The sequence below is a fragment of the Devosia sp. FKR38 genome (assembly GCF_005222805.1).
Taxonomy (GTDB): Bacteria; Pseudomonadota; Alphaproteobacteria; order Rhizobiales; family Devosiaceae; genus Devosia.
Genome location: NZ_STGC01000005.1, coordinates 1,665,986 through 1,683,685 on the forward strand (window position 1 = coordinate 1,665,986; position 17,700 = coordinate 1,683,685).

Annotated in this window: 23 protein-coding genes; 12 read left to right on the forward strand and 11 right to left on the reverse strand. The window is 63.9% G+C overall.

Annotation, left to right across the window (positions count from 1 at the left end):
• Nucleotides 1-167: 167 nt before the first annotated feature.
• The 5 genes from arfB to E8M79_RS12990 form a co-directional block, all read right to left on the reverse strand.
• Nucleotides 168-599, reverse strand: coding sequence for an alternative ribosome rescue aminoacyl-tRNA hydrolase ArfB (gene arfB / locus E8M79_RS12970; protein ID WP_137152301.1), 432 nt, complete (start codon nucleotides 597-599; stop codon nucleotides 168-170).
• Nucleotides 600-612: 13 nt separating this feature from the next.
• Nucleotides 613-843, reverse strand: a complete 231-nt coding sequence (locus E8M79_RS12975) for a hypothetical protein (protein WP_137152302.1) — start codon at nucleotides 841-843, stop codon at nucleotides 613-615.
• Nucleotides 844-847: 4 nt separating this feature from the next.
• Nucleotides 848-2,827 carry a threonine--tRNA ligase gene (thrS, locus tag E8M79_RS12980; RefSeq protein WP_137152303.1) on the reverse strand — a complete coding sequence of 660 codons (1,980 nt, stop codon included), beginning with the start codon at nucleotides 2,825-2,827 and terminating at the stop codon, nucleotides 848-850.
• Between the two features lie 130 nt (nucleotides 2,828-2,957).
• Entirely contained in the window at nucleotides 2,958-3,269 is a 312-nt protein-coding gene (gene yidD, locus E8M79_RS12985) for a membrane protein insertion efficiency factor YidD (RefSeq protein ID WP_137152304.1), read from the reverse strand.
• A complete protein-coding gene (locus E8M79_RS12990) occupies nucleotides 3,269-3,721 on the reverse strand; it encodes an iron-sulfur cluster assembly scaffold protein (RefSeq protein ID WP_137152305.1) in 453 nt (150 codons plus the stop codon). The genes yidD and E8M79_RS12990 overlap by 1 nt, the downstream gene beginning before the upstream one ends.
• Nucleotides 3,722-3,861: 140 nt before the next feature.
• Between E8M79_RS12990 and folE the strand changes: the two genes are divergently transcribed.
• Together folE and hisI are read left to right on the forward strand one after the other, a co-directional pair.
• Nucleotides 3,862-4,500, forward strand: coding sequence for a GTP cyclohydrolase I FolE (gene folE / locus E8M79_RS12995; RefSeq protein WP_137152306.1), 639 nt, complete (start codon nucleotides 3,862-3,864; stop codon nucleotides 4,498-4,500).
• A 47-nt stretch (nucleotides 4,501-4,547) separates the two neighbouring features.
• Complete coding sequence (hisI, locus tag E8M79_RS13000) at nucleotides 4,548-5,000, forward strand: phosphoribosyl-AMP cyclohydrolase (RefSeq protein WP_137152307.1); 453 nt, start codon at nucleotides 4,548-4,550, stop codon at nucleotides 4,998-5,000.
• Here hisI and E8M79_RS13005 read toward each other — a convergent pair.
• Nucleotides 4,988-5,737, reverse strand: a complete 750-nt coding sequence (locus tag E8M79_RS13005; RefSeq protein ID WP_137152308.1) for a rhomboid family intramembrane serine protease — start codon at nucleotides 5,735-5,737, stop codon at nucleotides 4,988-4,990. The two genes, hisI and E8M79_RS13005, sit on opposite strands and share 13 nt — an antisense overlap.
• A gap of 179 nt (nucleotides 5,738-5,916) precedes the next feature.
• Between E8M79_RS13005 and E8M79_RS13010 the strand changes: the two genes are divergently transcribed.
• From E8M79_RS13010 to E8M79_RS13025, 4 genes are all read left to right on the forward strand, one after another.
• The gene (locus tag E8M79_RS13010; RefSeq protein ID WP_137152309.1) at nucleotides 5,917-6,570 is read left to right on the forward strand and encodes a PAS domain-containing protein; all 654 of its coding nucleotides are present in this window, start codon (nucleotides 5,917-5,919) and stop codon (nucleotides 6,568-6,570) included.
• A gap of 129 nt (nucleotides 6,571-6,699) precedes the next feature.
• Nucleotides 6,700-7,332: a PilZ domain-containing protein gene (locus E8M79_RS13015; RefSeq protein ID WP_137152310.1), complete on the forward strand. Its 633-nt coding sequence runs from the start codon at nucleotides 6,700-6,702 to the stop codon at nucleotides 7,330-7,332.
• Between the two features lie 64 nt (nucleotides 7,333-7,396).
• Entirely contained in the window at nucleotides 7,397-7,900 is a 504-nt protein-coding gene (locus E8M79_RS13020; RefSeq protein WP_137152311.1) for a hypothetical protein, read from the forward strand.
• A 141-nt stretch (nucleotides 7,901-8,041) separates the two neighbouring features.
• Nucleotides 8,042-8,674: a transglutaminase-like cysteine peptidase gene (locus E8M79_RS13025; RefSeq protein WP_137152312.1), complete on the forward strand. Its 633-nt coding sequence runs from the start codon at nucleotides 8,042-8,044 to the stop codon at nucleotides 8,672-8,674.
• Between the two features lie 119 nt (nucleotides 8,675-8,793).
• On the opposite strand, the gene E8M79_RS13030 is transcribed toward E8M79_RS13025, so the two are convergent.
• Entirely contained in the window at nucleotides 8,794-9,114 is a 321-nt protein-coding gene (locus E8M79_RS13030) for a hypothetical protein (protein ID WP_137152313.1), read from the reverse strand.
• 118 nt (nucleotides 9,115-9,232) lie between these two features.
• Here E8M79_RS13030 and E8M79_RS13035 point away from each other — a divergent pair, with 118 nt between their 5' ends.
• Complete coding sequence (locus E8M79_RS13035; protein WP_137152314.1) at nucleotides 9,233-9,910, forward strand: hypothetical protein; 678 nt, start codon at nucleotides 9,233-9,235, stop codon at nucleotides 9,908-9,910.
• A 1-nt stretch (nucleotide 9,911) separates the two neighbouring features.
• Here the strand turns inward: E8M79_RS13035 and E8M79_RS13040 are convergent, their stop codons facing one another.
• From E8M79_RS13040 to E8M79_RS13050, 3 genes are all read right to left on the reverse strand, one after another.
• The gene (locus E8M79_RS13040; RefSeq protein WP_137152315.1) at nucleotides 9,912-10,130 is read right to left on the reverse strand and encodes a DUF3126 family protein; all 219 of its coding nucleotides are present in this window, start codon (nucleotides 10,128-10,130) and stop codon (nucleotides 9,912-9,914) included.
• Between the two features lie 114 nt (nucleotides 10,131-10,244).
• Complete coding sequence (gene cysE / locus E8M79_RS13045) at nucleotides 10,245-11,072, reverse strand: serine O-acetyltransferase (RefSeq protein ID WP_137152316.1); 828 nt, start codon at nucleotides 11,070-11,072, stop codon at nucleotides 10,245-10,247.
• Nucleotides 11,073-11,150: 78 nt separating this feature from the next.
• Nucleotides 11,151-11,921 (reverse strand): alpha/beta hydrolase, encoded by a 771-nt coding sequence (locus tag E8M79_RS13050; protein ID WP_137152317.1) that lies wholly within the window; start codon nucleotides 11,919-11,921, stop codon nucleotides 11,151-11,153.
• A 149-nt stretch (nucleotides 11,922-12,070) separates the two neighbouring features.
• On the opposite strand from E8M79_RS13050, the gene E8M79_RS13055 reads away from it, so the two are divergent.
• The 5 genes from E8M79_RS13055 (at nucleotide 12,071) to E8M79_RS13075 (ending at nucleotide 16,123) form a co-directional block, all read left to right on the forward strand.
• Nucleotides 12,071-12,316, forward strand: coding sequence for a zinc-finger domain-containing protein (locus tag E8M79_RS13055; protein ID WP_137152318.1), 246 nt, complete (start codon nucleotides 12,071-12,073; stop codon nucleotides 12,314-12,316).
• 8 nt (nucleotides 12,317-12,324) lie between these two features.
• A complete protein-coding gene (locus E8M79_RS13060; RefSeq protein WP_137152319.1) occupies nucleotides 12,325-13,563 on the forward strand; it encodes an FAD-dependent oxidoreductase in 1,239 nt (412 codons plus the stop codon).
• A 123-nt stretch (nucleotides 13,564-13,686) separates the two neighbouring features.
• A complete protein-coding gene (locus E8M79_RS13065; protein WP_137152320.1) occupies nucleotides 13,687-15,030 on the forward strand; it encodes an MFS transporter in 1,344 nt (447 codons plus the stop codon).
• Complete coding sequence (locus tag E8M79_RS13070; protein WP_205747948.1) at nucleotides 15,008-15,490, forward strand: GNAT family N-acetyltransferase; 483 nt, start codon at nucleotides 15,008-15,010, stop codon at nucleotides 15,488-15,490. The genes E8M79_RS13065 and E8M79_RS13070 overlap by 23 nt, the downstream gene beginning before the upstream one ends.
• Before the next feature lie 135 nt (nucleotides 15,491-15,625).
• Nucleotides 15,626-16,123 (forward strand): fasciclin domain-containing protein, encoded by a 498-nt coding sequence (locus E8M79_RS13075; protein WP_137152322.1) that lies wholly within the window; start codon nucleotides 15,626-15,628, stop codon nucleotides 16,121-16,123.
• Nucleotides 16,124-16,200: 77 nt separating this feature from the next.
• Here E8M79_RS13075 and gndA read toward each other — a convergent pair whose 3' ends face one another.
• Nucleotides 16,201-17,619 carry an NADP-dependent phosphogluconate dehydrogenase gene (gene gndA, locus E8M79_RS13080; protein ID WP_137152323.1) on the reverse strand — a complete coding sequence of 473 codons (1,419 nt, stop codon included), beginning with the start codon at nucleotides 17,617-17,619 and terminating at the stop codon, nucleotides 16,201-16,203.
• Between the last annotated feature and the right edge of the window lie 81 nt (nucleotides 17,620-17,700).

Genomic DNA, 17,700 nt, shown 5'->3' on the forward strand with positions numbered 1-17,700 from the left:
AGACGATGTCGCGCCTGAACTCAATTCAAGCAAGTATGGCGCAGCTTCATCATTAATGCTGCCCCCGATGAGCCCGGCTTCTCGCATGGCTGCTTTGCAAGTCAATACCGTCACGCCATTCAGCCACAGACTTTTTGACCGCCCAGCAGAAGCCGCATGACTGGCCATCACTGTGCATCGCCCGGACTGGACCGGAGGCGCTTGACGCCCGAACGGATGGCCTTGCCCTCCAGCCGCCGCTTCTTGGACGCCAGTGTCGGCCGCGTCGCCACGCGGAACTTGGGCACATGGGTGCCCGCCACCAAGAGCTCCACCAGCCGCGCCAGGGCATCGGCGCGGTTCATTGGCTGGTCGCGGTGGGAATTGGCGGTGATCACAATCACCCCCGCCTTGGTAAGGCGCCGTCCGGCCAGCGCCGCGACCCGCCGCTTTACCGGCTCGGGCAATGAGGGCGAATTGACCAGGTCGAAGCGCAGCTGCACCGCGCTCGACACCTTGTTGACATTCTGCCCGCCCGGACCGGCCGCGCGGACAAAACTCTCGTCGATCTCTGAGGGATCAATGGAAATCGAGCGGGTTATGACAATGGGATCGGCCACACTCGCCCTCCCGTCAGCTGCGCAGGCGACCCGCGAAGATGATCTCACCTTCGTGGATCGTCAGGCCCTTGATGGTCGCCCGGTATTTGCCGGGCATGCCCTCGGCCGGAATGACCCAGCCCTTCTTGAGCATGCCGGCAAACACCTTTTCGCCGATATCCTTGAAATCGCCCGGCCCGAGCGCATTGTCCTCACCCAGATGGGTCAGGGCCTTGATCTCGCGATTGGACGGTCTTTGTGGCATCGCGTCAGGCCGCCTTGTCCTTGAGGTCCGGCGGGGTCGCTTCGGCCATCAGGGACACCAGGGCATCCATGAACGGCTCGACCTTCTGGCCCTCGGTGCCCAGGCGACGCACGGATACCGTGCCCTCCTCGGCCTCGCGCTTGCCGACCACGAACATCAGCGGCACCTTGCCGACGGAATGCTCGCGCACCTTGTAGTTGATCTTCTCGTTGCGCACATCGAGCTCCGCGCGGATGCCTGCGGCCTTGAGCTGGCGCACCAGCTTTTCAGCGTAGCTATCGGCTTCCGACACGATGGTCGCCACCACCACCTGGGTCGGCGCAAGCCACATCGGCATCTTGCCGGCATAGTTCTCGATCAGCATGCCGATGAAGCGCTCAAGCGATCCCAGGATCGCCCGGTGCAGCATCACCGCATACTGGCGCGAGCCATCCTCGGCGATATAGGTCGCATCGAGCCGCTCGGGCAGCACATAGTCGAGCTGCAGCGTGCCCACCTGCCAGCTCCGGCCAATGGCGTCCTTGAGGTGGAACTCCAGCTTGGGCGCGTAGAAGGCGCCCTCGCCCTCGGCGATCTCGAAGTCATAGCCGGTCGCGCGCAGGGCATCGCCCAGCGCTTTCTCGGCCGCATCCCAGCGCTCGATGGTACCGCCGAACTTTTCCGGACGGGTGGCCAGTTTGATGACCACATTGTCAAAGCCCATATGGCCATAGACCGAATAGAGCAGATGCACGAAATGCTCGGTCTCGGACTGGATCTGGTCTTCGCGGCAGAAGATATGCGCATCGTCCTGCGTCATCTGGCGCACGCGCATCAGCCCGTGCAGCGCACCGTGGGCCTCATTGCGGTGGCAGCAGCCGAACTCGGCCATACGCAGCGGCAGGTCGCGATAGCTCTTGATGCCCTGGTTGAAGATCTGCACATGCGCCGGGCAGTTCATCGGCTTGAGCGCCATCAGCTCGCCCTTGCCGCTCAGCACCGGACCTTCATCCTCGGTGCCGGGCACCTCGTCGGGCACCACGAACATGTTCTCGCGATACTTGCCCCAATGGCCGGACTGTTCCCAGAACTTCGAGCTCATCAGCTGCGGCGTCTTGACCTCGACATAGCCCGAGCCGTTCAGACGGCGGCGGATATAGGCCTCCATCTGGTTGAACAGCACATAGCCCTTGGGATGCCAGAACACGCTGCCCTGCGCCTCGGACTGGAAATGATAGAGGTCCATTTCCTGGCCGATCTTGCGATGGTCGCGCTTTTCGGCCTCTTCCACCATGTGCAGATAGGCATCCAGCTCATCCCTGGTCGCAAACGCCGTGCCATAGATGCGGCTCAACACAGGATTGTTGCTGTCGCCGCGCCAGTAGGCGCCGGCCACCTTGGTCAGCTTGAAGGCCAGGCCGACATCCTTGACGCTGCGCATATGCGGGCCGCGGCAAAGATCGATCCACTGCCCCTGCTTATACATCTTGAGCGATTGGTCGGCCGGAATGGCGTCGACCAGCTCGACCTTGAAGTTCTCGCCACGGGCGGCAAAGAAGTCCTTGGCCTGGTCGCGCGACCAGACTTCCTTGGTGAAGGCTGCGCCGCGCTCGATGATCTCGGCCATCTTCTTCTCGATGGCCGGGAAGTCTTCTTCCGAGAACGGCTCATCGCGCTTGAAGTCGTAGTAGAAACCGTTCTCGATCACCGGACCGATCGTCACCTGCGTGGTCGGCCACAGCTCCTGCACCGCTTCGGCAAGCACATGTGCTGCGTCATGGCGGATCAGCTCCAGCACGTCCTTGGAGCCAGAGTCGCGCGTCACGAACTCGATGCGGCCGTCTTCATTGAGCGGGTCACTCAGGTCCGACAGCACGCCGTTCCACTTCATGGCGACCGTCTTCTTGGCCAGGCTCTTGGAGATCCCTTCGACCACGGTGGTGCCGGTGGTGCCACGCGTATAGTCGCGAGCTGCACCATCGGGGAACGTCACCTTGATCGACATTTTAGGTCTCCAGAAATTGGGTTTGCTGTTGTGGTTGTCACAACAAGGCGGCCTGTCTAGCACGGATTTTGGCCTTTTCCAGCCAAGGGTGCCAAAATCTCAGTCCCGCCAATGCAAAAGCAGAGATCCCTCAGGACCAGCGGCCGTAGAGCCAGGGCCGATACCAGCGTCCCTCTGCAGGCAGGCTTTCGGGCACCGGATCATAGCCATGCGTGCCGCCGGGCCGACAGCGCACAAAGCGCGCCAGCCCCATCCAGCCGCCCGGCCAGAAGCCGAAAGTCCAGATGGCCTTGCCGGTGTATTCTGAGCAGGTCGGCAGGTGCCTGCAGGTGCGCCCGGTGAAGGCCGAGAGCGTATAGCGATAGAGCGTGATCAGGAACACCGCGACCAGCTTGAACGGCAGATCAACCACGCGCCAGAACAGGGCCAGGATTCGATCCATCAACGCATCGCCCTAAGCGATTCTGTCGGCTGCGCTTTTTCCAGCGCCTCCACCACCGCATCAAACACCAGCAGCGTCGACATATGCCGCGCCGGAAAGCCGCGCACCGGCTCAAGATAGCCCAGATCGCTCCACTTGCCCTGCGGCGGCGCGCCCTCGGTCTTGAGCATGGCATGCATGCGCTCGCGCAGGGCTCGGAACTCATCAACGGGGGTGCCCACGATCTCCCGCGCCACCACCGCCGCCGAGGTCTGCCCCAAAGCGCAGGCCGACAGGTCGTGGCCATAGTCCACGATCACGCCATCGCGCAGCACGATATCCACCTCGATCACCGAGCCACAGACCCGGCTGACCTTGCGCGCTGAAGCGTCCGGATGCGCCAGGCGCGGCGGCTGACTGGCATTGCCGGCCAGATCGAGTATCTTCTGGGAATAGAGATCGCTCAGTTCCATTTGTCGAACAACTCAGTTTCTTGTCGCCGTCACGGACCCTGCCTATATAGGTCGTCCCGGACAATCTGTCAGGGCCGCCACCTGCGTGTGGTCCGATTTCTCACCGGCCGCGTATTGTCTTGGTGCAAAGGAGCCACCTCATGGATGCCCACCCCAAGACTCTTGGCCAGACGAGCCTCGGCGCCGTGCCTGCCCCTGCCAGTACACTGGCGCGCCCGTCCAAAGACGAAGCCGAAGCGGCCGTGCGCACGCTGATCGCCTGGGCCGGCGATGATCCGTCGCGCGAGGGGCTCCTCGAGACCCCTGCCCGGGTCGCCAAGGCCTATGGCGAATTCTTCGCCGGCTATGATCAGGATGCCGGCACGGTCCTCTCCAAGACCTTCCGCGACGTCGGCGGCTATGACGACATCGTTCTGGTCCGCGACATCCCCTTCAACTCCCATTGCGAGCACCACATGGTGCCCTTCGTCGGCAAGGCGCATATCGCCTATCTGCCCCATGATGGCGTGGTGGGTCTGTCCAAGCTGGCCCGGCTGGTCGAAGTCTTTGCCCGCCGCCTGCAGACCCAGGAAAATCTCACCGCCCAGATCGTTGATGCTATCAATGAGCATCTCAACCCGCGCGGCGTCGCGGTGATGCTGGAAGCCGAACACATGTGCATGTCCATGCGCGGTGTCCGCGCCCATGGCGCCTCAACCGTCACCCATCGCTTCACCGGCGTGTTCGCCGAGGATCGCGTGGAGCAGGACCGGTTCCTCGCCATGATCAGCCGACGCTGACCGCAAATCACGCTGGCATGCCGGTGGGGCCGGCGATAGAAAGCACCATGAGCATTTCCTTCACCGACCCCACCGCCCTCAGTCACGAGCAGCTTGAAGAAGGCACCCAGTTCGCGCCGCGCTTTGACGCGTCCGGGTTGGTGACCGTCGTGACCATCGAGGCGTCCAGCAAGGATGTGCTGATGCTGGCGCATATGAATGCCCAGGCCCTGTCCCTGACGCTCGAGACCGGCATCGCCCATTACTGGTCGCGTTCGCGCGGCAAGATCTGGAAAAAGGGCGAAACCTCGGGCGAGCTGCAAGAGGTGGTCGAACTGCGCGTCGACTGCGACCAGGACGCCATCGTGCTCACCGTCAACCAGACCGGGCGCGGCGCTGCCTGCCACACTGGTCGCAAGAGCTGCTTTTATCGCCGCGCGATTGTCGAGGATGGGGCAGCACGTCTCCAAGACACCGGCCTGCCGCTCCTGTTCGATCCCAAGGACGTCTACGCCTCCTGATCGGCGCTGCGGCGCTCGAACAGACCCACCATCAACAGCCCAGCGATAAAGCCGCCCAGATGCGCCTGCCAGGCGACATCCACCTGCGCGCCGATCACCAGCGGCAGCAGCGGCACCGCCGCATTGAGCACCAGCCAGATCAAGATGAAGCCCCGGGCCCGGCTGTTGCGCCACACTTCGGCAAAGCTGGCCAACCGTCGCCCGGCCACCACCGGCTGCCCCGTTTCCGGATGTGGCACCACGATCACTGGCTGGAAGATGAAGCGCATGGCTGCGCCCGTCAGCCCGGAAATGCCGCCCGAGGCGCCGATGAGAAAGGCCCCCGAACTGAGCGTGGTGGCAGCAAACAGCGCCGCGCCAGCCGCAGCCGACACCAGGAAGATGGCCATCATCGGCCCTGCCCCATAGCGCCGGGCCACCGGCGTGCCGAAGATCACCAGCCAGGCGACGTTGAAGATCAAGTGCTCCCAGCTGCCATGCAGAAAGGCGTGACTGAACGGCGTCCAGATCAGCGGAATCGCCAGCGACAGATCATTGGGCGCTTCGATGATTCTTTGCGGCAGAAAGGCGAACCAGAAGATCAGCTGCGTCATGCCCTCGGCGTTAAGCACCAAGGTTGACGCAAGGTGAATCGCCACCATCACCCCGGCCAGCGCCGCAATCGCCCCCGGCAGCAGGAACACCGGCTCCCGCCCGGAGGACTGGGCCGTTGCCGGCGGGGGACCTTGTTCAACCATCACTTCACTCCGACTCGCTGGTGGCCTGCGGCTTACAGCTTTCTTTTCCACATCGGGACAGCCGCGTTAACCTTAACTTTTGTTTAAGGGCGCTTTTGCGGCCCGGTTTTGCCAATGTCGGCGCACGGCGGGAGCGTCCAGCGACTTGGGCGCACGACTTTCGATTGGCGGATCAGGACATGCAAAAGGCGAGCACCAAGACGCTCTACGATTACTGGAATTCCATTCGTGGATCGCGCAGCGCGCCCGAGCGCAAGGACATCGATCCCACGCGGATTCGCGATGCCCTGGCCAATACCTTCATCCTCGAACTCGATGAGAGCGACAAGTTCTCCTTCCGCCTCGCCGGCTCGCATTTGTGCTCGAGCTATTGCCGCGAGCTCAAGGGGCGCTCCTTCTCCGCCCTCTGGCATGAGCGCGATGGCGACGCCATGGATACGCTGATCCGCGCCGTAACCGAGGATCACGCCGTGGCGCTGGTGACCTTCCAGGGCACCACCGCCATCCACACCAAAGTCACCTTCGAGATGATTCTGATGCCATTGCGTCACAATGGCTCGACCCATACGCGCCTGCTCGGCGCCATGACCGCCATCGACGAGCCCTATTGGCTGGGCGTGCAGCCCATCATGGAGCAGCGCATCTCGGGCCTGCGTCTGATCTGGCCGGACGACATCGCCCTTGAGGACAAGGTGCGCGAAGTCTCCACCAAGATCGTCAACGACACGCCCTATGGCACCTCGGCAACGCCCATGGCCATGCCGGCCGTTGTCTTCGGCCGCACCGCCCGCCGCTATGCGCATCTGGCTGTGCTCGACGGCGGACGCCAGTAAGCACATAAGACATTGAAAGCAGACAATTTGCGCGGGTTTTGCCGCGCAAATATTTCTGCGAACAACAATGCATTAACCAGACCTGCCTAGAGTGATGCCCATTACCCCTCGGGCCATGTAGTCAGGCGAATGCTGAGCGACGACCTCCCCTCACCGCAGTTCATAGCCCCTGTGCGCACCCGCGCCACCGAGGGCAAGTTTCAGCGTGTGCGCGTGTCGGTGCTTGGCCGCTACATGCTGGCCGATCGGCGTGAATTCCCCTGCCAGGTGCTCGAAATGTCGCCCGGCGATGCCATTGTCATTGCCCCGGCCGCCGGCCTGGTCGGCGAGCGCGTCATTGCCTATCTCGATCAGATCGGCCGCATTGAAGGCACCGTCATCAACCAGATTGATGGCGGCTTCCTGATGGACATCACCGCCTCGCCGCGCAAGCGCGACAAGATGGCGGCCCAGCTCACCTGGCTGGCCAACAAGGATGTGCTCAACCTTCCCGAGGATCGCCGCCACGAGCGCGTGGTGCCCGATATCCGCCATTCCACCGTCGTGCTCGACGATGGCCGCCGCTACAATTGCAAGATCATCGACATTTCGCTCTCCGGCGCCGCCATCGAGCTGGACGTGCGCCCGGCGATCGGCACCCCGGTGACGCTGGGCCGCATGCGCGCCCGCGTCATGCGCCATTTCCAGGATGGCGTGGCCGTCGAGTTTTCCTCGGCCCAGGAAATGCTCACCGTCGTGCAGCAGAACCTGCGCATGAACTGACGGGCCCTACGGCCCTTTCCACTTCGTGAGTAGAAAAGCGCCCGCAAGCAGCTATGACAGTGTCATGACACTGCGCCGGCTTTCCCTGCTCTTCACCGTCTTGTCCCTGCTCTCCACTGCCCCCGCGCTGGCCGGTGGCAAGGCCGACTGGCGCGACTATGCCTGGCGCACCATTCCCCTTGCCCAGTGCCAAGACAGCGGCCGCACCGTCACCTGCCCGCCCTATCACCAGCGATGGGACTGGAAGCGCAACCAGTGGGCGGATGTCACGCTCACCATCGTGGGCACCACGCTACGCCTCACCCAGGCACTGACCAATATGGACACGCGCGACGATGACTTCGTCTGCGTCACCGCCCTGGTGGTGGATGCCGCCGGCGCCACGCTCATCGCCCATCATCAGAACTGGCACATGGATCCCGGCCAGACCCTGGCCCGGGAGTTTTCCTACCAGTCCCGCCGCCTGCCCGACGCCTATGCCATCCATATCGGCTCCAAGCAGTGCCGCCGCGGCGCCGGCCAGGACGATGCGGTGCTGGCCAAGGTGCAGGCTGGAATCAGCCGATGAGCTGCTTCCCCCAAGCCCCTGATCTGCATGGTTAACCAGCCCCGAATCCACTCGATAAAACACGCATAAAAACTACGCGGCAGTTTTCGGACCGGCGCAAGTCGCGGCCCCTAACGTGATCTCCATCAGGGAGATTACACAATGCCATCGAGCAAAAAGGGACTGGGAGCGACACTGCTGGGCGCCATCATGGTGCTAAGCGCGCTGACCGCACCAGCACTGGCCTACGACACCACCAATGTCGCCTTTGTGCAGACCCGCGACGGCGCCGCCAGCATTCCGGTCGGTCACGCCGAGTTCTGCCAGCAGCGCCCGCAGGAATGCGGTCCCAATGCCCAGGTGATCTCCGCCGTGCCGCTGACCGAGGCCCTCTGGCAGCAGTTGCTCAACACCAACGCCCAGGTCAATGCCGCCGTGGTCCCGGTGACCGATGAGCAGCTCTACAAGGTCAGCGAGTTCTGGACCTATCCCAATGGCTATGGCGATTGCGAAGACTATGCGCTGGAAAAGCGCCGCGAGCTGATCAACCAGGGCTGGCCCGCCAGCACCCTGCTGCTCACCGTGGTCAAGCAGCCCAATGGCGAAGGCCATGCCGTGCTCACCGTCCGCACCGATCGCGGCGACCTGGTGCTCGACAACCAGATCGGCAGCGTCGATCTGTGGAATGCCACGCCCTACAAATTCATCAAGCGCCAGTCCCAGGCCAATGCCGGCCAGTGGGTGGATATGATCGACGACCGCCAGACTGTGGTCGCCACCGCCGCCATCCGCTAGCGCTTGCCAGTTCCGGATCCCGCCCAAGTCCAACCCTGATAGGGATCTGAAGAGTAAGGCCGGTGTCGCATCGCGACACCGGCCTTGCTGTTTTGTTTCAATGCCTGCCCGCTCGCCCCTTACGGGTGGATGGCGACATAGGCGCCCATGAACAACAAGCCCGTGATGAAGGCCCAGCCGAAGGCCACGATGGCCGACACCAGCGCCGAGGTCATCGACAGCGTGCCATTGTCTTCGTGCCGCCAGCCGATCTGCAGCATGATATAGGGCCCGCACACAAAGCTCATGGCCAGATTGCCCATCGAGCCCAGGAAGGTCTTGCCATCATAGCGCAGCATGGCCTGCTGGCCTGCGCGCCACTGATAGAGATGCGTCGCCGCACCCGCGATGCACAGCCCCACGCCAATGAGGAAAGCCGCCAGCAACAATTCCTTGGTCACACTGCCCCCTGCCGGCGCCCTTGTGTGGTGGGTCGCCGTGTTTATTAACCGTTCATTAAGCATATTGCCCCCCCACTGCGGTGTCACTCTCCGTCTCCGATACTGGTTAACGCTGGCCATGAGCATTCCATCGGCCCCCGCCAAGGGGCGACACGATCATTCAGGCCTGGCCTATAATCTGGCCGGCATTGCCGTGCTGGTGGGCTTGCTGTCGGTCGGAGCGGCCTATCTGGTCGATGAGCTGGGCCAGGCCACAAAGCTCCCCCAGCCGGCGCTGACCGATGGTGAACCGGTGGCGCAGACCATTTCCGGACGCGAGCTGCATATCCCCACGCGCTGGTTTCGCTATGGCGAACAGATTCGCGATGGCTTCACCAATCAGATCGATCTCAAGGTGGTGCTGACCGCAGACGATGGCGTGACGCCCCTGCCGGTGGATGTGACCCTGCTGCCGCGCAGCCGCGCCAGCACCAGCGCGAGCCTGCTCGACCGCGTCTATCTGCATCAGTTTGGGGATGACACCTTGTCAGGCGTGTCGGGCCTGGTGGGCAAGCCCATGCAGCAGTCCGAGGGCTATAGCGGCGAGAGCATCTGGTATGATGCCATCTCGCCCAATCCCTTCGTGGCCAAATGCATGGATGCGGTCGAACCCGAGCAGGCACGCCAATGCGTGCGGACCGTCTATCTGCCCAGCGGCATAGCCGCGGTCTATGCTTTCGACGCCACGGTTCTGCAATCGTGGCGCCAGTTCGATATCCAGATGGAGCGCTGGCTCAGGCCGATCGGCGCCTGGTAGCTCAGGCGATATCGTCCAGGTCGATATCCAGGATCGACATGTTGAAGATGTAGGACTTGTCGCCGTCCTCGTCGTCGGCATGGATCAGCCCGATCGATTCATCACCGATGAACACTTCCACCGAGTCGTCGAGCTTGGCGCGCGGGCGCACGTCGATGTTCTTGTTGTTGAACTTCACCTGCAGGAACTTCTGCAGCTTGAGGATCTCGGGTTGTTTCACTGTCACATGTCCTGCGGTTTGCGTTGAGCCGGCAATCTAGTCACCGCCAGCGCCCACACAACCCCTGAAATCAGCCATTTTAGCGGTGACAACGCGCTGTGCCGGCTTGCAGCCTCAGCCGTTGGCGTCGTGCACCAGCACCATCTGGTCCATCACCAGTGCCGGCTGTGCGCAGCCCGCCTCACCGATCACCTTGGCCGGAACGCCCGCCACCGTCGTGTGCGGCGGCACTTCCTTGAGCACCACCGACCCCGCGCCGATGCGCGAGCAGCAACCCACGATGATATTGCCCAGCACCTTGGCCCCGGCCCCGATCAACACGCCATCGCCGATCTTGGGGTGACGGTCCTGCTCGGACTTGCCGGTGCCGCCCAGGGTTACGCCCTGCAGCATGGACACATTATCGCCCACCACCGCCGTCTCCCCAATCACCAGGCCCGTGCCGTGATCGAGCATAATGCCCTTGCCCATCGGCACGGCGGGATTGATGTCGACCTGAAACACCTGGCTGGAGCGGCTCTGAAGGTACAGCGCGAAATCGCGCCGCCCCGCCTTGAACATGGCATGGGCAAAGCGATGCGTCTGGATGGCCTGGTAGCCCTTGAAGAACAGCAACGGTTCCACCGCGCGGTGGCAAGCCGGATCGCGCTCCAGCGTCGCCGCCAGGTCAACGCGCGCCACGGCGCCAATCTCGGGATGGTCCGCCAGGATCTCGGCAAAGGCCTGACGGATCAGATCAGCCGAGACATCCTCGTGGTGCAGTCGCGCGCCCAGCCGATGGGCCAGCGCCTGCTCGAAACTGTCGTGATTCAGGATCGCCGAGACGGCCAGATTGGCCAGCGATGGTTCATTGCTGACGATCTGCTGTGCCCCGGCACGCACGGCCTCCCAGACGGGATCAACCGACTGCAGCTTGACGGGGGTCTTTGCCTGGGTGGTCATGTCGGGCCTCTGACGTATCGTAGGCTAACGATATAACCACTATTGCCGCCATTTCAAAGGTCGGACGACGTGATTGGTTCACGAAACGCTGTGCGCGGGGAAGGTCTTGCTCAGAAACGCCAATGCCGCAGCCTTGAACGCCCTGTCGCCAGTGGCCCGCATATGGTCGCGCTTGGGGATCACATAGGCCTCGCCCTGCGGCAACAACTCGGCCAGCGGCCCGGGTGCGCCCGCCATCGCATCGGCCTCGCCCACCGCCACCAGCACGGGCACGCTGATGCGCCGTACATCGGCCCGCGCCATGGGGTCACGCGAGGTTTCCATGCAGGCCGCCAGCGCTTCGCGGTCGGCGCCGGTATGCTCGGCAAAAATGCGGAACTGCCGCGCCGTGGGATGGGTCAGCCCGTCCAGCGACGGCGCCCGCAGCCCGGCAATGATGTCATTGCCATCGCTCAGCCCATTGATGAGGTTGAGGCCCATGCCGCCGAAAATGGCGCAGGCAACGCGCTCCTCATGCGCATAGGCAGCAAAGGCGGCGATGCGCGCACCCATTGAATAGCCCAGCAGCGCCGCCCGGGCGATTCCCAGATGGTCGAGCAGGCCGATGGCATCCTCGGCCATGGCCTGGGGATGGTAGCGCTCCGGGTCATAGGGCTTTTCCGAGGCGCCGTGGCCGCGATTGTCGAGCGTAATGGCCGTGTAACCCGCCGCCACCAGCGTCTCGACCCAGCCGGTCTCGATCCAGTTCACCTGTCCGCTCGAGGCAAAGCCATGGATGCAGAGCACCGGCGGGCCATTGCCGGCGGTCTCATAGGCCAGGGTCAATCCGTCGGACTGGAAATTGGGCATGGCTGTCTCCATGGGCAGGCGGCGTCGTCGGGCCTGTGTGCGCGGGAATGCCGCGACAAATCAATAGCCGATTGCCCGCGCAAGCCTTCCATTGCCCCATGCCTTGGACTAAGGTCCGGCCAAATCAACACCGCACCGGGTTCTTTTCGATGGCACACGGCACCACGCCACACTTCCACAATACCGAGGGTCTTCGCCGCATCGAGGTTGGCTCCAGGGAATTCCAGTGCATCGGCGCCTTGCCGCCCTTCGATCATCCCCACGTCTTCCTCGACATGGGCACCGATGACGAGATCATCTGCCCCTATTGCTCGACGCATTACGTGTTCAATTCGCGCCTGGCCGCCGGCACCTGCAACCCTGCGTCCGCCCTTTACACCGCCACTGCCGCCTAAGGCCTCCCATGCCGGACACCGGCCAAACCTTCTTCATCGCCGGCGCGGGAATCAGCGGTCTGACGCTGGCGCTCGCGCTGGCGCAGCGCGGCGGCCGCGTCACCGTGCTGGAGCGCAATGAGCGCATCTCCGAATTCGGTGCCGGACTGCAGATCAGCCCCAATGCCCGCCGCGTGCTCGATCGACTCGGGCTGGACAGCGCCGTGGCCGGCGTCAGCCTCGAGCCCACCGGCATCGACCTCTTCCCCCAGGACGCCACCACCCCGCTGACCACCCTGGCCCTGGGGCCGGCGATGCGCAGCCGCTTTGGCGCCCCCTATGTGGTGATGCACCGCGCCGATCTGGTCGAGACGCTGTACCAAGCCGCCCGCCGCGACCGCGCCATCAATGTGCTGTTCGGCGTGCGCCAATGGGATGTCGTCTCCCATGCCCGCGGCGTCTCGGTCTCCATCGACACCGCCGATGGCGAAGCGCGCACCAGCCGCGGCAAGGCCTTCATCGGCGCCGATGGCGTGCATTCCCAGACGCGCCGCCAGGTGCTCGAAGGCCCCGACGCCCGCTTTGGCGAGCGGGTCGCCTGGCGCACCCTGCTGCCCTTCGACGCCGTGCGGGCCCAACTGGGGCTTGACCGGGTGACTGTGCTCTTCGCGCCCGACTATCATGTCGTCTGCTATCCGCTGCCCCATCGTGGCCAGGTCAATATTGCCCTGTTCGTCCACGGCCCGGCCAGCGTCGACAAGGCCGGCAGCGTGCCTGCCCTGCCCGGCACCCGCCGCAATCCGCGCCTGGCCGCCATCCTGGCCGCCGCCGGCAACAGCTGGACACCCTGGCCGCTCTATACCGTCACCACACCCGTCTGGCATCGCGGCCATATCGGCCTGATCGGCGACGCTGCCCATGCCATGGTGCCCTTCCAGGCCCAGGGCGCGGCCATGGGCATTGAGGATGCTGCCGTGCTGGCGCCCCTGCTGCTCGACACCGACGATGCCGAAGCCGCCTTCGCCCGCTATGCCGCCATCCGCCAGCCCCGCGTCAGCCGCGTCGCCCGCACCAGCCTCAACAATGGCCGGATTTTCCATCTCGGCTGGCCCATGAGCAAGGCGCGCGATTCTGTCATTGTCGCCCAGGGCCCCACTGGCCATCTCAATCGCCTGTCCTGGCTCTATGGCCATGATGCGCAGGCCGCCGATACCGCCAGTTCCCGCCCCCCGACACAGCCCAAGAGCGCTGGCGCCGCAGGGGTTTGAGGGCGTCCAAGCGCCGCAGCATCCGGCCAATTTCCCCTTCGGCCTTGCTTTGCCGGCTAGGCCTGTGTCAACTGCGCGACACATCCTCGGGCTCACACAACGACAAGAACACAAGCACCAAGCATGCAAGCATCGACCCGCTCACGGCTGACCCTCGCCTGCATCCTGGTGACCATTCTGCTCGACATGATCGGCGTGGGCATCATCGTGCCGGTGCTGCCCGAGTTGCTCGAAGACCTCACGGGCGGCAGCGTCGCCAATGCCGCGGTGATCGGTGGCTATCTGGTCTTTGTCTATGCCTTCATGCAGTTCGTCTTTTCGCCGGTGCTGGGCAATCTGTCTGACCGCTTCGGGCGCCGCCCCGTGCTGCTGCTGTCGCTGCTTGGCCTGACCTTTGACTATCTGATGATGTCGATCGCCCCGGTGGTCTGGTACCTGTTCATCGGTCGCGTCATCGCCGGCATTGCTGGCGCGGCCCTGGCTACCGCCACCGCCTATATGGCCGACATCACCCCGCCCCATAAGCGCACCCACCGCTTCGGCCTGATCGGCGCGGCCTTCGGCCTGGGCTTCATCATCGGCCCCGTCATCGGCGGCGAGCTGGGCGAGTTCGGCCCGCGCGTGCCCTTCTACGCCGCGGCGGCCCTGGCTTTTGCCAATTTCCTGTTTGGTCTGCTGGTCCTGCCCGAAAGCCTGCCCAAGACCTCGCGCCGCAAGTTCGACATCCGCCGCGCCAACCCCTTTGGCGCCGTGCTGGCGCTGCGCAAATATCCTGCCGTCTTGTGGCTGCTGGTCGTGCTGTTCTTCCTGCAGCTGGCGACGCAGGCCCTGCCCACCATCTTCAGCTACTTCACCGTGGAAGTGTTCAACTTCACCTCGTCCTCGATTGGCCGCACGCTGGGCGCCTTTGGCATAGGTTTCGCCTTCAGCCAGGCTGTCCTGGCCGGACCGCTGTCCAAGGGCATCGGCGAGCCGGCGGTTGGCATCATCGGCCTGCTGTTTGCCGCGACCGCCTTTGCCGGCATCGCCTTTTCGGCCGACGTCTATCAACTCTATCTTTTCATCGCCGTCGGCACCGTCAGTGGCCTCGCCCCGCCCGCCATCAACGGCGTGCTGTCGCGCCAGGTGCCCGACAATAGCCAGGGCGAGCTGCAGGGCGCGGTCAACGCGGCCAGTTCGCTGGCCACCATTATCGGCCCGCTCGCGGCCACGCAGATCTTTTCCTATTATTCCAGTGCGCCCGAGACCGGGCACTACTTCCCCGGCGCGCCCTTCATCGCCTGCGCCATTGCCGTGGTGGTATCGCTGATCGTGTTTGGTTTGGCGGCCTGGCGTTTTGAGCTCGGCCATCGCCCCAGCCTCGCCGACCACCCACATGTGCCCGAAACCCCGCCACCCGGCCAGGTCCGCGTGGCGCCCATCGACGAGAACGACGATGACCGAAATCCGGATCCGCGCCGCCACTGAGGCCGACCACGCCGCCATCCTCGCCATTGTCACCCCGGTGCTGGCCGCCGGCGAGACCTATGTCATCGAGCGCGATCTCGATCCCACAGCCATCACTGCCTATTGGTTTGCCGCCAATCATGAGGTCTTCGTCGCCGAGAGCGACGGCGCCATCCTGGGCACCTATTACCTCATGCCCAACCAGCGCGGCGGCGGCGCCCATGTCGCCAATTGCGGCTACATGACTGCCGCGTCAGCCCAAGGCAAGGGCGTCGCCCGCGCCATGTGCGCCCATTCGCTGGACCGCGCCCGCGCCCGCGGCTTCCGCGCCATGCAGTTCAACCATGTGGTGTCGACCAACACCCGGGCCGTGGCCCTGTGGCAGGCCATGGGCTTTACGATCGTCGGCACCCTGCCCCAGGCCTTCAACCACCCCAGCCACGGCTATGTGGACAGCTATGTGATGTTTCAGGCGCTGTGAGGCAGCCCGCTGAGCGCCACGCCCAGTCGATCATTTTTCCGTGTGCAGCGCTGCAGGGCCAAACCGGCCCCCATTGCCAGGCGTAGCAGGATAAGGCTGGGCACAGCGCCGAGCCAGAACCCGGAGGAAACCTAAATGCGTCGTTTGAAATCGGTGGCCCTTGCCGCCGTTCTGTTTGCGCCGATCAGCCTTGCCCCCGTCCAGGCCGCCAATATCGTCGAAACCGCACAGGGCGCTGGGACCTTTGGCACCTTGCTGGCCGCGGCAACGGCTGCTGGCCTGGCCGATGCCCTTGCCAGCACGGACAATATCACTGTGTTCGCCCCCACCGACGAGGCCTTTGCCGCCCTGCCCGCCGGCACAGTCGAAAACCTGCTCAAGCCTGAGAACAAGGATGCGCTGATCGCCATCCTGACCTTGCATGTTCTGCCGCGCGAACTGGCGTCCAACCAGCTTCCGGGCCGCGCCATCCACGTCAAGACGCTGAACTCCGCAAAGATGCTGGCGGTGACCAAGAGTGCAGCCAACCATGGCGTGACCGTCGCAGCGTCCAATGCCGCCAATGTCGTGAGCGCCGACATCAAGGCCGACAATGGCATAATCCACGTCATCGACGCCGTCCTGCTGCCGTGATGCCAAAGGGGCCCGGTCTTTGCTGACCGGGCCCCTTCACAAAGTCGCAACGCGCTCGCCGCTGAAGCGGGGCAGCCTTACTTGCCCAGCGTCGAGGGCCAGGTGCCGTGCAGATCGGTGCCACGGCCGACGATCTCGAAGCCATGCGCGCCGAAGAAGTCGCGCTGGCCCTGGATCAGATTGGCCGTGCCCTGGGCCTGGCGATAGCTGTCGAAATAGCTCAGCGCCGCCGACAGGCAGATCATCGGGAATTCGCCGGTTGCGGCAGCGGCCACCACCTTGCGCAGGCTGGGGTGGCTGTCCTTCATGATGGCGACGAAATCGGGCACCACCAGCAGATTGACATTGCCGCCCTTGGCATAGGCCGAGCTCATCTGATCGAGGAAGCGCGAGCGGATGATGCAGCCGGCGCGCCAGATCTTGGCGATGGTGGCCAGCGGCAGGGCCCAGCCGTTTTCTTCCGATGCCTTGGCGATCACGGCAAAGCCCTGGGCATAGCTGACGATCTTGCCAGCCAGCAGCGCCTTTTCGAGCTCAGCCAGGGTCACGTCGGTCTTGGCGCGGTTGGGCTTGCCATAGATGGCTTCAGCCGCCACGCGCTCATCCTTGCGCGAGGAGATCGAGCGGGCCGCCACGGCGCCTTCGATGGCCGTCGCCGGCACCCCCATCTGCTGGGCGGCAATGGCGGACCAGACGCCCGTGCCCTTCTGCCCGGCCTTGTCGAGAATCAGCTCGACCAGCGGCTTGCCGGTTTCGCCATCCACGGCGTCCAGCACATGGCCGGTGATTTCGATGAGGTAGGAATTGAGCGGACCCTTGTTCCATTCCTTGAACACGGCGGCGCAGTCCTTGGGCGACATGCCCAGGCCATCGCGCATCACGCCATAGACTTCGGCGATCATCTGCATGTCGCCATATTCGATGCCATTGTGGATGGTCTTGACGAAGTGGCCAGCGCCGCCTTCGCCCAGATAGGCACAGCAGCTCTCGCCATTGAACTTGGCGGCAATGGCGGTCAGCACCGCCTCGGCATTGTGCCACTGCTCCTTGGAGCCGCCCACCATGATGGAGGGACCGTGACGAGCGCCCTCTTCGCCGCCGGACACGCCGACGCCCAGATAACCGATGCCCTTGGGCTTGAGATAGTCAAAGCGGCGCTGCGTATCGGTGAACAGCGAATTGCCGCATTCGATGATGGCATCGCCCTTGTCCAGATGCGGCAACAGCTCTTCGATCATTTCGTCCACCGGCTTGCCGGCCTTGACCATGATGATGATCGAGCGCGGCGCCTTGATGGCCTGAACGAACTTGGCCAGGTCGGCTTCGGGGATGACCTTGCCGTCCAGGCCCTGTGCCTTGGCCGTGACGACAAAGTCATCAATACGCGACGCGGTGCGGTTGTGTACGGCGACGGTGTAGCCTTTTTCGGCGATGTTGAGGGCCAGGTTCGAGCCCATCACAGCAAGGCCGATCAGGCCAATATCAGCTGTCGACATACCAGCAGTCCTTCCGAGGATTTTCGTCTATCATGCGCACACGACGCTGCGCGCGGCGGCGAACCTGACCACAATACGGCG

Coding starts and splice junctions, on each gene's coding strand:
- E8M79_RS13035 (WP_137152314.1), top strand. CDS start 9,233: ATGAGCATTCCATCGGCCCCCGCCAAGGGGCGACACGATCATTCAGGC.
- E8M79_RS13010 (WP_137152309.1), top strand. CDS start 5,917: ATGCAAAAGGCGAGCACCAAGACGCTCTACGATTACTGGAATTCCATT.
- E8M79_RS13075 (WP_137152322.1), top strand. CDS start 15,626: ATGCGTCGTTTGAAATCGGTGGCCCTTGCCGCCGTTCTGTTTGCGCCG.
- E8M79_RS13060 (WP_137152319.1), top strand. CDS start 12,325: ATGCCGGACACCGGCCAAACCTTCTTCATCGCCGGCGCGGGAATCAGC.
- yidD (WP_137152304.1), bottom strand. CDS start 3,269: ATGGATCGAATCCTGGCCCTGTTCTGGCGCGTGGTTGATCTGCCGTTC.
- E8M79_RS13065 (WP_137152320.1), top strand. CDS start 13,687: ATGCAAGCATCGACCCGCTCACGGCTGACCCTCGCCTGCATCCTGGTG.
- E8M79_RS12975 (WP_137152302.1), bottom strand. CDS start 843: ATGCCACAAAGACCGTCCAATCGCGAGATCAAGGCCCTGACCCATCTG.
- E8M79_RS13020 (WP_137152311.1), top strand. CDS start 7,397: ATGACACTGCGCCGGCTTTCCCTGCTCTTCACCGTCTTGTCCCTGCTC.
- E8M79_RS12990 (WP_137152305.1), bottom strand. CDS start 3,721: ATGGAACTGAGCGATCTCTATTCCCAGAAGATACTCGATCTGGCCGGC.
- E8M79_RS13050 (WP_137152317.1), bottom strand. CDS start 11,921: ATGCCCAATTTCCAGTCCGACGGATTGACCCTGGCCTATGAGACCGCC.
- thrS (WP_137152303.1), bottom strand. CDS start 2,827: ATGTCGATCAAGGTGACGTTCCCCGATGGTGCAGCTCGCGACTATACG.
- cysE (WP_137152316.1), bottom strand. CDS start 11,072: ATGACCACCCAGGCAAAGACCCCCGTCAAGCTGCAGTCGGTTGATCCC.
- folE (WP_137152306.1), top strand. CDS start 3,862: ATGGATGCCCACCCCAAGACTCTTGGCCAGACGAGCCTCGGCGCCGTG.
- gndA (WP_137152323.1), bottom strand. CDS start 17,619: ATGTCGACAGCTGATATTGGCCTGATCGGCCTTGCTGTGATGGGCTCG.
- E8M79_RS13055 (WP_137152318.1), top strand. CDS start 12,071: ATGGCACACGGCACCACGCCACACTTCCACAATACCGAGGGTCTTCGC.
- E8M79_RS13015 (WP_137152310.1), top strand. CDS start 6,700: ATGCTGAGCGACGACCTCCCCTCACCGCAGTTCATAGCCCCTGTGCGC.
- E8M79_RS13005 (WP_137152308.1), bottom strand. CDS start 5,737: ATGGTTGAACAAGGTCCCCCGCCGGCAACGGCCCAGTCCTCCGGGCGG.
- hisI (WP_137152307.1), top strand. CDS start 4,548: ATGAGCATTTCCTTCACCGACCCCACCGCCCTCAGTCACGAGCAGCTT.
- E8M79_RS13025 (WP_137152312.1), top strand. CDS start 8,042: ATGCCATCGAGCAAAAAGGGACTGGGAGCGACACTGCTGGGCGCCATC.